At 52.4% G+C, this 13398-nt stretch carries 16 protein-coding genes; 5 read left to right on the top strand and 11 right to left on the bottom strand.

Annotated features, from left to right (window positions below):
• Positions 1 to 129: 129 nt before the first annotated feature.
• Positions 130 to 1941, top strand: coding sequence for an ABC-F family ATP-binding cassette domain-containing protein (locus DFR47_RS15410; protein WP_113945300.1), 1812 nt, complete (start codon positions 130 to 132; stop codon positions 1939 to 1941).
• A 64-nt stretch (positions 1942 to 2005) separates the two neighbouring features.
• Here the strand turns inward: DFR47_RS15410 and DFR47_RS15415 are convergent, their stop codons facing one another.
• Positions 2006 to 2953 (bottom strand): aldo/keto reductase, encoded by a 948-nt coding sequence (locus DFR47_RS15415; protein ID WP_113945301.1) that lies wholly within the window; start codon positions 2951 to 2953, stop codon positions 2006 to 2008.
• Between the two features lie 110 nt (positions 2954 to 3063).
• Positions 3064 to 3519, bottom strand: a complete 456-nt coding sequence (locus DFR47_RS15420) for a MarR family winged helix-turn-helix transcriptional regulator (RefSeq protein WP_113945302.1) — start codon at positions 3517 to 3519, stop codon at positions 3064 to 3066.
• Positions 3520 to 3591: 72 nt separating this feature from the next.
• On the opposite strand from DFR47_RS15420, the gene DFR47_RS15425 reads away from it, so the two are divergent.
• Positions 3592 to 3945: a DUF1428 domain-containing protein gene (locus tag DFR47_RS15425; RefSeq protein WP_113945303.1), complete on the top strand. Its 354-nt coding sequence runs from the start codon at positions 3592 to 3594 to the stop codon at positions 3943 to 3945.
• Between the two features lie 59 nt (positions 3946 to 4004).
• Here DFR47_RS15425 and DFR47_RS15430 read toward each other — a convergent pair whose 3' ends face one another.
• From DFR47_RS15430 to DFR47_RS15440, 3 genes are all read right to left on the bottom strand, one after another.
• Entirely contained in the window at positions 4005 to 4274 is a 270-nt protein-coding gene (locus DFR47_RS15430) for a DUF2312 domain-containing protein (RefSeq protein WP_113945304.1), read from the bottom strand.
• 162 nt (positions 4275 to 4436) lie between these two features.
• On the bottom strand, positions 4437 to 4742 hold the full coding sequence (locus DFR47_RS15435) for a DUF1244 domain-containing protein (RefSeq protein WP_113945305.1): 306 nt from the start codon (positions 4740 to 4742) through the stop codon (positions 4437 to 4439).
• Between the two features lie 75 nt (positions 4743 to 4817).
• On the bottom strand, positions 4818 to 5615 hold the full coding sequence (locus DFR47_RS15440; protein WP_113945306.1) for an N-formylglutamate amidohydrolase: 798 nt from the start codon (positions 5613 to 5615) through the stop codon (positions 4818 to 4820).
• Between the two features lie 615 nt (positions 5616 to 6230).
• Here DFR47_RS15440 and DFR47_RS15445 point away from each other — a divergent pair.
• Positions 6231 to 6701 (top strand): DUF1036 domain-containing protein, encoded by a 471-nt coding sequence (locus tag DFR47_RS15445; RefSeq protein WP_113945307.1) that lies wholly within the window; start codon positions 6231 to 6233, stop codon positions 6699 to 6701.
• The gene (gene pyk / locus DFR47_RS15450; protein WP_113945308.1) at positions 6698 to 8134 is read left to right on the top strand and encodes a pyruvate kinase; all 1437 of its coding nucleotides are present in this window, start codon (positions 6698 to 6700) and stop codon (positions 8132 to 8134) included. Before DFR47_RS15445 ends, pyk begins: the two co-directional genes overlap by 4 nt.
• Before the next feature lie 59 nt (positions 8135 to 8193).
• Here the strand turns inward: pyk and DFR47_RS15455 are convergent, their stop codons facing one another.
• The 5 genes from DFR47_RS15455 to DFR47_RS15475 form a co-directional block, all read right to left on the bottom strand.
• Entirely contained in the window at positions 8194 to 8925 is a 732-nt protein-coding gene (locus DFR47_RS15455; protein WP_147245582.1) for a tetratricopeptide repeat protein, read from the bottom strand.
• A 141-nt stretch (positions 8926 to 9066) separates the two neighbouring features.
• Positions 9067 to 9192: a type B 50S ribosomal protein L36 gene (gene ykgO, locus DFR47_RS15460; protein WP_075657282.1), complete on the bottom strand. Its 126-nt coding sequence runs from the start codon at positions 9190 to 9192 to the stop codon at positions 9067 to 9069.
• 241 nt (positions 9193 to 9433) lie between these two features.
• Positions 9434 to 10507, bottom strand: a complete 1074-nt coding sequence (locus DFR47_RS15465; protein ID WP_113945310.1) for a 5-(carboxyamino)imidazole ribonucleotide synthase — start codon at positions 10505 to 10507, stop codon at positions 9434 to 9436.
• A gap of 3 nt (positions 10508 to 10510) precedes the next feature.
• Positions 10511 to 11017: a 5-(carboxyamino)imidazole ribonucleotide mutase gene (gene purE, locus DFR47_RS15470; protein WP_113945311.1), complete on the bottom strand. Its 507-nt coding sequence runs from the start codon at positions 11015 to 11017 to the stop codon at positions 10511 to 10513.
• 109 nt (positions 11018 to 11126) lie between these two features.
• On the bottom strand, positions 11127 to 11330 hold the full coding sequence (locus tag DFR47_RS15475; protein WP_033315775.1) for a YdcH family protein: 204 nt from the start codon (positions 11328 to 11330) through the stop codon (positions 11127 to 11129).
• A 325-nt stretch (positions 11331 to 11655) separates the two neighbouring features.
• Between DFR47_RS15475 and DFR47_RS15480 the strand changes: the two genes are divergently transcribed.
• Entirely contained in the window at positions 11656 to 11838 is a 183-nt protein-coding gene (locus DFR47_RS15480) for a YdcH family protein (protein WP_210207324.1), read from the top strand.
• Between the two features lie 116 nt (positions 11839 to 11954).
• Here DFR47_RS15480 and DFR47_RS15485 read toward each other — a convergent pair whose 3' ends face one another.
• Positions 11955 to 13340: an MFS transporter gene (locus DFR47_RS15485; RefSeq protein ID WP_245416587.1), complete on the bottom strand. Its 1386-nt coding sequence runs from the start codon at positions 13338 to 13340 to the stop codon at positions 11955 to 11957.
• Positions 13341 to 13398 lie beyond the last annotated feature (58 nt).

A 13398-nucleotide genomic window follows, 5' to 3' on the forward strand; every position in this document is an offset into this window, starting at 1 on the left:
TTTTTTATGTCTGTATATGACTGCATATTGGCGCAAAGAGGAAATTTGCCGCGAGGGTTCCTGTTTGCGCCAATATGCAGTAATGAGCAGTAACGATCTTCTACCTCTTTTTTAAAAGCGTATATATTCATGGCTCCTCCTCTCCTCCGACTTGACCAGATCAGCCTGACTTTTGGCGGTACGCCGCTGCTTGAAGATGCGGGGCTGTCGATCAGCGAAGGAGAGCGCATTGCGCTGGTCGGGCGTAACGGTTCGGGCAAATCTACCCTTTTGAAAATCGCAGCCGGTATGGTTGAACCGACCGGCGGTGAGATTTTCCGGCATCCTTCGGCAACGATCCGCTATCTGGCACAGGCTCCTGATATGGATGGTTTTGCCAATGTGCGTGATTATGTTGAGGCAGGTCTCGGGCCGACAGACGACCCGTATCGTGTGGCCTATCTTCTGGAAAATCTTGGCCTGACCGGTGATGAAACACCGCAGCAGCTTTCCGGCGGTGAAGCGCGCCGTGCAGCACTGGCGCGGGTGATTGCCCCGCAGCCGGATGTGCTGCTGCTGGATGAGCCGACCAACCATCTCGATCTGGCAACCATTGAGTGGCTGGAGCAGGAATTGCGTCAGATCCGCTCGGCGATTGTGCTGATTTCCCATGACCGTCGTTTTCTGGAAAATGTCAGTCGTTCGACTATCTGGCTGGATCGCGGTGTCACGCGCCGTATCGAGCAGGGTTTCGCGCATTTTGAAGAATGGCGCGATAAAGTTCTGGAAGAAGAAGAGCGTGATCACCAGAAGCTCGGACGCCAGATTGTGCGCGAAGAACATTGGCTGCGCTATGGCGTGACCGCGCGGCGCAAGCGTAATATGCGCCGTCTTGGTGAACTGCACTCCATGCGCAACGAGTTTCGCACCCATCGCCATGCGCAGGGCGTTGCAACGCTGCAGGCCAGCGATGTGAAAGAATCCGGCAAGCTTGTGATTGAAGCGGATAAAATCAGCAAGGCCTATGATGAGCGCGTGCTGGTGAAAGATTTTTCCATCCGCGTTAATCGCGGTGATCGTATCGGTCTTGTCGGGCCTAATGGCGCCGGTAAAACCACCTTGCTGTCGATGCTGACCGGTAAAATTGAGCCGGATTCCGGCACAATCCGTCTTGGTGTTAATCTGGACTTTGCCGAACTTGATCAGAAACGTGAGCTCAATCCGGATGAAACCCTGTCGCATTACCTGACAGACGGGCGCGGTGAATCTCTGGTGGTCAATGGCGAGCAGCGCCATGTCGTTTCCTATATGAAGGACTTCCTGTTTCAGCCGGAACAGGCACGTACGCCGATCCGCGAATTATCGGGCGGTGAGCGTGCACGTCTGATGCTGGCGCGGGTTCTGTCACGTCCTGCCAATCTGCTGATCCTCGATGAGCCGACCAATGATCTGGATATGGAAACGCTTGATCTGTTGCAGGAACTCGTGGCCGGATTTGCAGGCACAGTTATTCTGGTCAGCCATGACCGTGATTTTCTCGACCGGACAGTCTCATCGGTGATCGCACCGGAAGGTGACGGACGCTGGCTGCAATATGCTGGTGGTTATGCGGATATGATGGCACAGCGCAAAGAAACAGCACTGGCGCGCCGTCAGGTGAAATCTGCTGCGCCTGCACGCAGTGATGAGGCGGAAGCCGCGCCGGCACCTAAGCGCGAAGAAAAACGCAAGCTGTCTTACAAACAGAAATTTGCGCTGGAAACATTGCCGGCAAAAATGGAAAAGCTGAGTGCTGAAATTGCGGCACTTGAGGTGAAAATGGCTGATCCGGCGCTTTATACCAAAGATCCTGATCAGTTTGCCAAGATTGCTGCCGAGATTGAAAAGAAGCGCAATGAAGTTGAAGCCCATGAAGAAGAATGGCTTGAACTGGAAATGCTGCGTGAGGAAATCGAAGGCTGATTTTTCCTCCGCTTTGAAATAGTAAAAGCCTGCCTGAATGATGTTTCAGGCAGGCTTTTTGTTTTTATGCGCTGGCGTTATTCAGAGCATCCAGTGCGTCCTGATCCAGTGTCAGGCGTGTGGCTTTGATCAGTTCTTCCAGCTGGTCAATTTTGGTGGCGCTGGAGATCGGCGCAGTAACGGATGGCTGTGCCATCAGCCATGCAACTGCGATCTGTGCGACTGTCACGCTATAGCGCTCTGCGACCTGATCCATTGCGGCGAGGATTTTCAAACCGCGCTCGTTGAGATAGCTGGCACCAACTCGCGCCCCGCGCGGGCTGATGGTCAGATCTTCTTCCTTGCGGTATTTCCCGGTCAGGAAGCCTGCCGCCAGCGTATAATAAGGGATGACGCTCACCTTATTGGCGCTCACAACCGGTTCCAGCGTGGTTTCATAGACATTGCGGTCGTAGAGATTATACAGCGGCTGCAATGAATCATAACGCGGCAGATTATGTTTCGCGGAGGTGTCTAGGGCCGCTTGCAGGCGCTCACCGGTGATATTGGAAGCGCCGATTGCGCGTACCTTACCGGCTTTGATCAGATCCTGAAATGTGCCGAGCACATCTTCAAACGGCGTATTCGGATCATCATAATGCGACTGATAGAGATCAATATAATCTGTCTGCAGACGCTTGAGTGAGGCATCAACGCATTCGCGGATATGGGCAGGTGCCATGGTAAAGCCTTCGCCCATATCGGCGCCGACCTTGGTAGCAATGATCATCTTGTCACGGCTGCCGCGGCTTTTGAGCCAGTTACCGATAACGGTTTCCGACTCACCGCCCTTGTGCCCTTCTACCCAGCGGGAATAGACATTGGCCGTATCGATAAATGTCAGTTCTGCATCGAGCAGACGATCAAGCAAGGCGAAAGATGTGGTTTCATCGGCTGTCCAGCCGAAGACATTGCCGCCGAAACAAAAAGGTGAAACCTTCAGTTCTGACTGTCCGAGTTGTTTTAGGCGCATTCCGTTTCCTCCGCTGGATATGCTGTATTCGTGTGTGGCGGATTATGACCAAAAAGATGCGCAGGGAAAGTAAAAGCGGGGCAAAGCGCCTGAATGACACAGTTTTGTGTTTATGGCGTTGAGATATTGCCAAGGTTGAGCAGCAGTGAGCGCAACATATCGCCATTGCCGTTGAGCAGGCTATTCTCTAGCTCCGCATGGATTTCTCTCCAGACAGGAACAGCTTTTGCCAGCAGGTCTGAGCCTTTTGGCGTCAGCAAAAGCAAACGGCTGCGCCGGTCTGAGGTGTCGGCAATAATCTCAACCAGTGAATTTTTCTGAAGCGGTTTGAGTGCAGCCGTTAAAGTGGTGCGATCCATTGCCAGTAAACGGGCAACCGGTGCAATAGATGGTGGTTCCGGCCGGTTCAAAGCCATCAGCAAAGAGAACTGACCATTCGTCAGCCCGTAAGGCCGCAAAGCATCATCAAAATAACGGGCTAAGGCGCGGGCAGCACGCTGCGTATGCAGGCAGAGGCAGGTATCGCGGACTTCCAGCGTGGTCGAAAACGGGACATTTATTGACATTTTATAATTATGTTGATATCAACTTATTAAGTCAACGGAAGAATAACGTTGCCCACAAGGAGGAGAGTGGAAATGGGATATGTTGAAGGTTTTGTTGCTTCAGTGCCGCAGGGCAGCAAAGAGGCTTATCGTAAACATGCTTCTGAAGCTGCCGTTTTGTTCAAGGAATTCGGCGCGATCCGTATTGTCGAGTGCTGGGGCGATGATGTTCCGGACGGCAAAGTGACGGATTTCCGTCGCGCTGTGCAGGCCAAAGACGGCGAGATTGTTGTTTTCAGCTGGATTGAGTTTCCGTCAAAAACAGTCCGGGATTCCGCATGGAAAAAACTGATGGAAGATCCGCGTATGCAGGCGATTGGTGAGGCGATGCCTTTTGACGGTAAGCGGATGATCTATGGTGGCTTTGAGAAGCTGCTGGAAGTGTGACCATTGATAAGGCAATAAAAAAAGGGAGCTGAGCGCTCCCTTTTTTATGTGCTGACAGATCAGCTCATGCCAAGCGCGTCCATATAGAGCTGGATCATCGCTTCTTCTTCCTGACGCTCATGCGCTTCTTTCTTACGCAGGCGGATAATGGTGCGCACAGCTTTGGTGTCAAAGCCGGAGCCTTTCAGCTCAGCAAAAACCTCTTTGATATCATCAGAGATGGTCTTTTTCTCTTCTTCAAGACGTTCAACACGTTCAATAAATGCACGCAGCTGGCCGACTGCAATGGACTGGGCGCTGTCGCCGGTAATATCGTCGCTCAATATCATTCTCCGATTATAGACAAGACCATATGAACCGCTGGGCGAGTCGCAGGCCTTAAAACAGGTGGTCTTGGTTGCCTCACATGCGCGGCATGGTCAAGCAATGGATTCAAGAATCTTGAAATCTTAACTAGCAGCCAAGCGGTAAGATACTGGTTAAAATATGGGTCAGTGATCTGATTTTCGGGAAGAAAAAGCATCCAGTTGCGCCGGACTGGCCGGTGTCTGGTGTTTTTCGCGCCATTCTTCATAAGGCATGCCATAAATCTCGGCGCGGGCTTCATCTTTCGTCAGTTCTGTACCATCAGCATTGGCGGCTTCCTGAAACCAGTTGGACAGGCAGTTGCGGCAAAAACCGGTCAGGTTCATCATATCAATATTCTGAACATCGGTGCGGTTGCGCAAATGCTCAACCAGCCTGCGAAACGCTGCGGCTTCATAGGTCTGACGTTGTGCGTCGGTGATGTTTGTCATGAAATGTCCTCTCGATAGCGGTTCAGTTCACAGTGTTGATTTGAAACCGCTTCACACTTTCGGAATATGCTCTTCTCAGGCCGGATGCACTGCGCCGGTTCGGGAGCCGTGATGGCAAATATCGTGCATACCCGTTATAGTATTAATATGTGCCAGCATCGGGGCAAGACGTTCTGCCCATGCCTGCACACCTTCCGGCGTCGCAATCAGATCCTGCCGCACCTCGATCAGTACGTTGGCATAGCCTTTTGTGGTGCAATGGCGGAACAAGGTGTCATTACGCAACGCGCCGTCATAGGGCTCATTATCGCCGACTGTTAAGCTGCCGTCCTCGCGCAACATCGATAGCAGTGGTGTAATCGCACGATCGTCCTTATCCCAGAGCAGGGCAATCTGCCATGGGCGCGGGGTGGTTTTCCAGACCGGTGTATAGGAATGGATTGAGACGACAAAGGGTGCTTGGCCGCTGCTTTCGAGCATCCGGTTGCAGGCCGTATCGACGGCAGTATGATAAGGGCGATAAAACTGGTTCAGCCGGTTTTCACGTTCCTGCCCGCTCATCGGGTAATTGGCCGGAATGATCGCGCCGTCTGATAATTGCATGATCAGGGTCGGATCATCTTCACCGCGGTTCGGGTCGATCAGCAGGCGTGAGAAACCGCCAAGCACTGCGGGACTGTTGAGCTTTTCTGCCATTTTTCGCGTCAGCATTTCCACGCCGATATCATAGGCAATATGGCGCTCAAATACCCGCGGCTCCAGACCCAGCGTACCGTAATTTTCCGGCACTGCACGGCTGGCATGATCGGCAATCAGCAGCAAACCTTGTGCATAATCACCGTCGAGAACTTCAAAAGGGGAGAAGGCTGTCATCTCAGTTCCGCTGTAGTTCTTTGTTTGGTCGCATCGTCACGGACAGTTCAGGTTGATTGAACTCGGGCTGTGAAATGCTCCGGGATCGGATGGCTAAGCTATAAAGAGATTGCAAGGAATTGCGAGCCATTTGTGACAAATCGCAAGGCGAGGCATTCGGGAGGGCTGGCATCCTCTCTCATGCTGGGCTATAGGAAGAATAACAATTAAATCGATTTGATTTTATTGTTATTCCTGAAAGTGACTGAATTCGTAAAACAGGGAGATGAATTGCAGACAGCGGTTGAAGCGGCTGAAACCAGACAGGATTGCAGAGGTGGCGGGTGCAGTTGATGCAGCTCTGCCGGACTATTTTGCAAATTGTTCTGATTTACAGCGGAAAACTGTTCGCAGGCTCTTGAGTCTATCTGCAACTTGCGTGAATTATGCGGTTTTATGGCATCGCATTTTCGCTTTTTTGCAGATACGGTGCCACAACCCGGTTGTTTACAGTGTTGTGTTCATTTGTTTTATCCGCAAAGGCTTAAGGCAGGGAACATAGTTTGGTGATAATGGTCAGACATTACACCTTGCTGTCATATTTAAGCAGTACCGTGCGCTGAAAGGTCCTGGCGGATGCGTCTTCATTCTACCCTGTCATATGTTTTGGCACTTGCTTCGGTTACATTTATCTCGGTGGCGTTTTCTGCGCCGGAAGCCCGCGCTGATTTCCGTGTATGTAACTCGACGCAAAATCTAGTTGGTGTTGCAATCGGCTATCGGGCCAAGAGCGGATGGGTAACGGAAGGCTGGTGGCAAATTAACGGATCGAGCTGCAAAACCCTGATCGAAGGCCCGCTCGCCTCCCGTTATTACTATGTCTATGCGGAAGATTCCGAAAGCGGCGGCCGCTGGGATGGTAAGGTCAATATGTGCGTGGCCGAAAACGAATTCAAAATTAATGGCGTGAATGACTGTTTTGCCCGCGGTTTTCAACGCACCGGTTTTCAGGAATATGATACGGGCGAACAATCGAGCTGGATGGTGCAGCTCACTGACGATGCACCGTCCGGCAATGCCACAGTGACAGGAACCAATCATCAATGAGACGTGCGCGTAAGGTAAAAATTCTCGCAACACTTGGTCCCGCATCTTCGGAAGAAGCGGTTATTGAGAAATTGTTTGAGGCCGGTGCGGATGTTTTCCGTATCAATATGAGCCATGCAGATCATGATCTGATGCGCGAGCTGGTGCGCCGCATCCGTAATGTGGAGCGCAAACTTGGCCGCCCGATCGGTATTCTGGCAGATTTGCAGGGGCCGAAGCTGCGCGTTGGCAAATTCAAAGACGGCAAGGTTGAGCTGACACCGGGGCAGACCTTCACACTGGACGATAATGAAACACCGGGCGACGAAACCCGCGTATTCCTGCCGCATCCGGAAATTTTGCAGGCTGTGCAGGCCGGTGACCGTCTGCTGATCGATGACGGCCGCTTAGCTTTGCAGGCCGAAGCAACCGACGGTAAATCCATTCGTTGTAAAGTGATCTCCGGCACTAAAATTTCTGACCGCAAAGGCGTGAGCCTGCCGGATACAACTTTGCCGGTTGGTGCGTTGACGGAAAAAGATCGCCGCGATCTTGATGCAGTTCTACTGGAAGATATTGACTGGGTGGCGCTGTCCTTCATTCAGCGTCCGGAAGATCTGGCGGAAGTGCGTAAGATTGCGCGTGGCCGTGTTGCCCTGATGTCGAAGATTGAAAAGCCGCAGGCGGTTACCCGTCTCGATGAGATCATCGAATTGTCGGATGCGCTGATGGTCGCCCGTGGTGATCTGGGTGTGGAAATGCCGCTGGAAAGCGTTCCGGGCATCCAGAAGCAGATCGTCCGTGCCTGCCGTAAAGCTGGTAAGCCGGTTGTGGTTGCAACCCAGATGCTGGAATCAATGATTTCGGCGCCGGTGCCAACCCGTGCGGAAGTCTCTGACGTGGCGACAGCCGTGTTTGACGGTGCGGATGCGGTGATGCTGTCTGCGGAATCGGCTGCCGGTGATTATCCGGTGGAAGCGGTTGCGACCATGGCGCGTATTGCAGAAAAAGTGGAACGCGATCCAAACTATCCGTCGATCGTCAATAATCAGCGTTCAGAACCGGAAGCAACCGGTGCGGATGCGGTGTCTCTGGCAGCCCGTCAGATTGCCACCACGCTGAACCTCTCGGCTATCATCTGCTATACCTCTTCGGGCACGACCGGCCTCAGAGCGTCGCGTGAGCGCCCGCTGACGCCGATCATTGCCCTGTCGCCGGTTGTGGAGACTGCGCGCCGCCTGTCGCTCGTCTGGGGGCTGCATTGCGTCGTCACAGAAGATGCGCATGATCTGGACGATGTGGTCAATCGCGCTTGTAATATTGCCTATCGTGAGGAATTCGCCAAACCGGGTGATCGCGTGATCATTACTGTTGGCGTGCCGCTCAGAACACCGGGCAACACCAATATGCTGCGCATTGCCTATATTGGCATGGATGGTCTGACAGGGATCTGACCCTATTTCAGGTGAAATTAAAAAGCCCGCTGATCACAGCGGGCTTTTTGTATGTTAGATCAGAGCGCTGTATCGCTGTCAGCTTCGGTCAGTTTCAGCATTTCATCCTGAGCTTCTTTCATCATCGGATAAACGCTCAGAGCCTGATGATAGAGCCGCAGCGCACCTTTGCGGTTGCCGGTCTCCCGCAACAGGGTTGCATAATTGATGAGCACGTCGAAATTGCGCGGTTCTAAAATCATTGCCTGCCGGATATCGCGCAATGCCGGTGCCAGTTCATTGCGGCGCAGATGCAGGCGGGCGCGTAGCTGCCACACGGTGGCATTGTCAGGACGCTGCGCCATCACCTCGTCGATATAATCCTGTGCTTCGGCCTCGCGCGACTGATTGAGCGCGGTCTCTGCCCAGCGCAGCATCAGATCCAGACTGTCGCTGCCGGTGCGCACAAAGCTCTGACGCAAACGGCTGGCGATGGCATGGGACTTCTCCGGTGTTGAAGCTTTGCGCAAATCCGTGAAAAGCTGATCCTGTTCTTTCCGGCGCACCTCGGAGAGCGATCCGCCGGTTTCCACATCAGGATTTTTCGGCTTCTCTTTGGCCTTAGGTGCAGTCGTGCTGATCGGTGCTGTTTTCGCCGCATCGGGTATTGTCACAGCCGGTGGCATCGGCTGCACTTGCGGCGCGGTCTTGGTCGTAGCACTGATATCCTCAGCCATAGCAAAGCCCGCTGCTCCTGTAATTAACAGGGCTGGGATCAGGGAACCGGTGAGGGGACTGCGTGTTTTCATCATAGTGCTATCATAAAGCAGAAACCGGCTGATTAAAGGCATAAAAACAGCGCCGGTAAATTAATACCGGCGCTGTTAAAATTCTTACAACTGACTGTCTGAAACAACATTAAAGCTGTTTCTTTCAGCTCATTAACCCCAAGATTAACCTTGGCGGGCTTTAAAGCGAGGAGCAGTTTTGTTGATGATGTATACGCGGCCCTTACGACGAACCAGCTGGCAGTCACGATGACGGCCTTTGAGCGCTTTAAGCGAATTCTTGATCTTCATGTTACTCACCAATGTGTTTGGCCCTGAAAGGGCGTATTCCTGGAACGTGTCTCATTTCATTAGAAACGCGCGCTCGTTCCAGCTCTTTGTTTCTATACATGCCTTGTTCCCAAAAACGGTTCCCGCTTTCGCGAGCATGTTTCAGAGCGAGCCAAAGAGCACGTTTGAATGGTTGAGGTGAAATAGTCAATGAATGGGCCAATTGTCAACTGCTGATGCGCAAAGAACCCATGAAACCGTGTTATTTTCCGCTTTTAATGCGTGTGACATGCCCCATCTTGCGCCCCGGACGTGCCTCTGCCTTGCCATAGAGATGCAGCACCGCATCCGATTCTGCGAGAATCGCCGGAACTTTAAGCACATCATCACCGATTAGGTTTTCCATCACACAGTCACTATGGCGTTTCGGGTCACCGAGCGGCAGACCTGCAATGGCACGAATATGCTGCTCGAATTGCGAAACCGCACAGGCAGCTTCTGTCCAATGGCCGGAATTATGCACGCGCGGTGCAAATTCATTGGCGACAACAGAGCCGTCCGGCAGAACGAAAAATTCAAAGCCCAATACGCCGACATAATCCAGCGCGTGCAACAAATTATAGGTGGCGCGTGCGCAGGCAACAGCGGTGTCGGTGCTGATTTCGGCAGGAATGGTTGATGTGTCGAGAATACCGTCTTTATGGACATTTTCGGCAATGTCATAAATGCGGACATTACCGGCTTTATCACGTGCTGCGATCACGGAAACTTCGCGGGTAAATTCCACGAAACCTTCGAGAATGGCCGGTGCATTCTTGATTGCAGCAATCGCTTGCGTCGCAGCTTCATTATCGAGGCTGTTGAGGCGTACCTGACCTTTGCCGTCATAACCGAAACGGCGGGTTTTCAGAATGCCGCGTTCATTCAGCGCGCCAAGTGCTGCGATCAGATCCTCTACATCATCGACCACACGCCAAGGCGCGGTGGCAATATCGCTTTCATTGAGGAACTGCTTTTCAGCAACGCGGTCCTGCGAGATTTCCAGTGCCAGCGGCGGCGGGGAAACAATGGTTTTAGTTGCCAGAAACTGTGCGGCTTCCACCGGCACATTTTCAAACTCATAGGTGATGACATCGCAGGCTTCTGCCAGTTCCTGCAATGCTGCGCGGTCATCATAGGCGGCAATGATCTGACGGTTGGCAACTTGTGCGGCAGGGCAATCAGCCTGCGGCTCCAGAATGATGGTTTTGAAGCTCAGGCGTGCTGCGGCCATGGCCAGCATACGGCCAAGCTGACCACCGCCGATAATTCCGATTGTTGATCCTGCTTGCAACATGGTTCAGACCTCATCTTTCGGGGCGGGTGCCACAGCGTCGGTTTGTTTCTGGCGGTGAGCGTCCAGACGGTCTGCCAGCGGCTTGTCATGCAGTGCCAGAACGGCAGCAGCGAGCAGGGCGGCATTGCTGGCACCGGCATTGCCGATTGCGAGGGTGCCGACAGGGATACCGGCAGGCATCTGCACGATGGATAACAGGGAATCCTGACCTGACAGTGCCTTGGACTGTACCGGCACGCCAAAGACCGGCAGCGGGGTCATCGAAGCGACCATGCCCGGCAGATGGGCAGCTCCGCCTGCACCGGCGATAATGACGTGGAAACCCTGATCTCGTGCAGATTTGGCAAAGTCGACCATGCGGTCCGGTGTGCGATGGGCTGAAATAATACGGGCATCATAAGCAACCCCCAGCGCATCCAGAACTTGTGCCGCATTGCGCATGGTCGGCCAGTCGGACTGGCTACCCATAATGATGGCGACTTTCGGGGAAGTTGGAGTGTTATCTGCCATGAAATGTCCTGTCAGCTGCGAGGGTTGAAAAACAGAAGGCGGGCAGGCTTTGTGAAAAGTCTGCGATATGTATTTGCGATGATATCAGGAGTGCCGGTTTTAAGCCTTGTCAGGCAATGATATCCGGAATGATCTTATCTTCCAGCTTGCTCAGCTGATCTTTGATTGCGAGCTTTTTCTTTTTCATGCGCTGGATGCTGAGCTGATTACAGCCGGTCTGCATCATGGCATTGATGGCAAGGTCAAAATCCGTGTGTTCCTGACGCAACCGTGCAACGGAGAGGCGAATTTCGGCTTGTTCCTGATCGGCCATGGCATATTCCATCTGATCTTATCTGCGCGGAAGATTATAACTGCAAAATCCCGTATCTGCCATGTGCTGATACAGGACATGGTTTTTATCAGAGTACTGCAAGTTAGTATAATCCGCCTCTTTTTCAGCTTTGCCCTAGCACAAATTTGGCAAAGTTGAAATGTGCCAATTATGAATTCGACATTAATGAAATCTCATGCAAAACTGTCATTGTTTTGTCACAGTCTGGTTGAACGTTGAGGGGGTCGTAAAGACAGACGAAACCATCAGGACGCTGGATTTGCTGACAAGATGATAGTGATGCGTAATATATATAGGAGAAGCAATAATGGCACTTGAATCCCATCTTGCCTCGCTGGAAAAGAAGCATGATGCACTGGAAAAAGAAATTTCCGACGCCGCAGCATTGCCAGCTACCGATACGCTGACGATCGCCGATCTCAAACGAAAAAAGCTTCATCTGAAGGAACAGATTGAAAAGCTTAAAACGCAGGTTACCCGACATTAAACACTAAAACTGTGACATCAGTTCACTACAGAACCGCCGGCAGGGCAGGCTCTGAGCGATGAGGTGCAGGCCGGATATCAGGCCCGCACCGGGATATTTTTAGTATTTCAGCTGCACTATTTTTTGAGGCTGACGAGTGTAATGATCAGCGAGATAAGTGCCAGTCCTGCAGCTGTCAGCAATGTGACAGTAAAGGCTGAGCCGACAGAACTGACTGTGGCATGAACCAGATCCGGTTGCCCGAGTGATGAAATAAATATTGTCGCCATGACCGATGCGCCAGTCATAAAACCTAAGTTGCGCGATAATCCCATTAGACCTGATATGATGCCGCGCTGGTCCTCCGGAGCGGCATTGATGATGGCTGTGTTATTACCTGTCAGAAACAGCTGAAAACACGGTGTCAGCATAATAAGCGATACGATATAACCGGTTACTCCGATATGCACCGGCAGATAGGCCATGCAGATGAGTGCCACAGTCATGGCGCCCAGGCCGGTTGAGAGAATGCGTTTTGCTCCGAACTGGTCCGTGAGACGGCCAGCCGGAACACCTGCCAAAGCTGCAACTACCGGCCCCACGGCAACAACCAGTCCTGTTTGGGCTTCTCCCAGCAGTAAACCGAAAGACAAAAACAGCGGACCGACGACCAGCATGGCCATCATGACTGAACTGATGAGCCAATTGGTGAGCAGAGAAGCGCTGATTGCAGGGTTGCGTAAAACGGATAAGGGAACCAGTGGTGACGGCGCTCTGATCTCAACGATGATAAAGAAGATGAGCGCCAGCAGTGCGACGGGGATTATGAGCGGTAACCTCAAACCTATGACATTTTGTTGTCCGTTGGATATCAATGCATAAAGAAACAGTACGATAGCGAGTAAGAATGCACCCGATAAATCCAGTGTTTGGCTGGTTTTAGTTACAGGCGCGGATGTCGGTATCGCTCTGATTGCCAAAACCAATATAATAAATCCGCTAACAGCCAGCAGAATAAAGGCCGAGCGCCAGCCAAAGCCGGAGATAAGAAGGCCGCCAAGGGCAGGGCCGAGCGCTGTACCGACTGCGGACATAGAGGCAAGCAATCCCATGGCAGAGCCTGTGCGCTCAGAGGAGATCATTCCTCTTAATATTGAGACCGGCAATGCCATAAGGATGGCGCCACCGATACCCTGTATGGCACGGGCTATGATGAGTGTTGTGAGATTTGGGGCTGTGGCGCACAATAGTGAGCTGCCGGTAAAAATGGTCAGTCCGGACAGCAGGATGAAGCGATGGCCGAACAGATCGGCGCAGCGACCTGCCAGCACAATCGTGATGGTGACGGAAAGCAGATAAATCAGCACAACCCATTGCACTGCGGAAACAGGTGCTTCCATCGCTCTGCTTAAGGCGGGCAATGCAACTGAGGTGATACTGACAGCCATGGAGGCGAGCAACATTGCTCCCGAAAGAGCAATGATTGCAAGACGAGGTGGATTGGTTTGAGGGGCGAAACACACAGTGGTTCCTCTTGTAGCAAGTTTGAGTCGCTGCTACATTGCCACTTTAAGTCAACTT

It is taken from the genome of Pseudochrobactrum asaccharolyticum (assembly GCF_003314995.1).
Classification (GTDB): Bacteria; Pseudomonadota; Alphaproteobacteria; order Rhizobiales; family Rhizobiaceae; genus Pseudochrobactrum; species Pseudochrobactrum asaccharolyticum.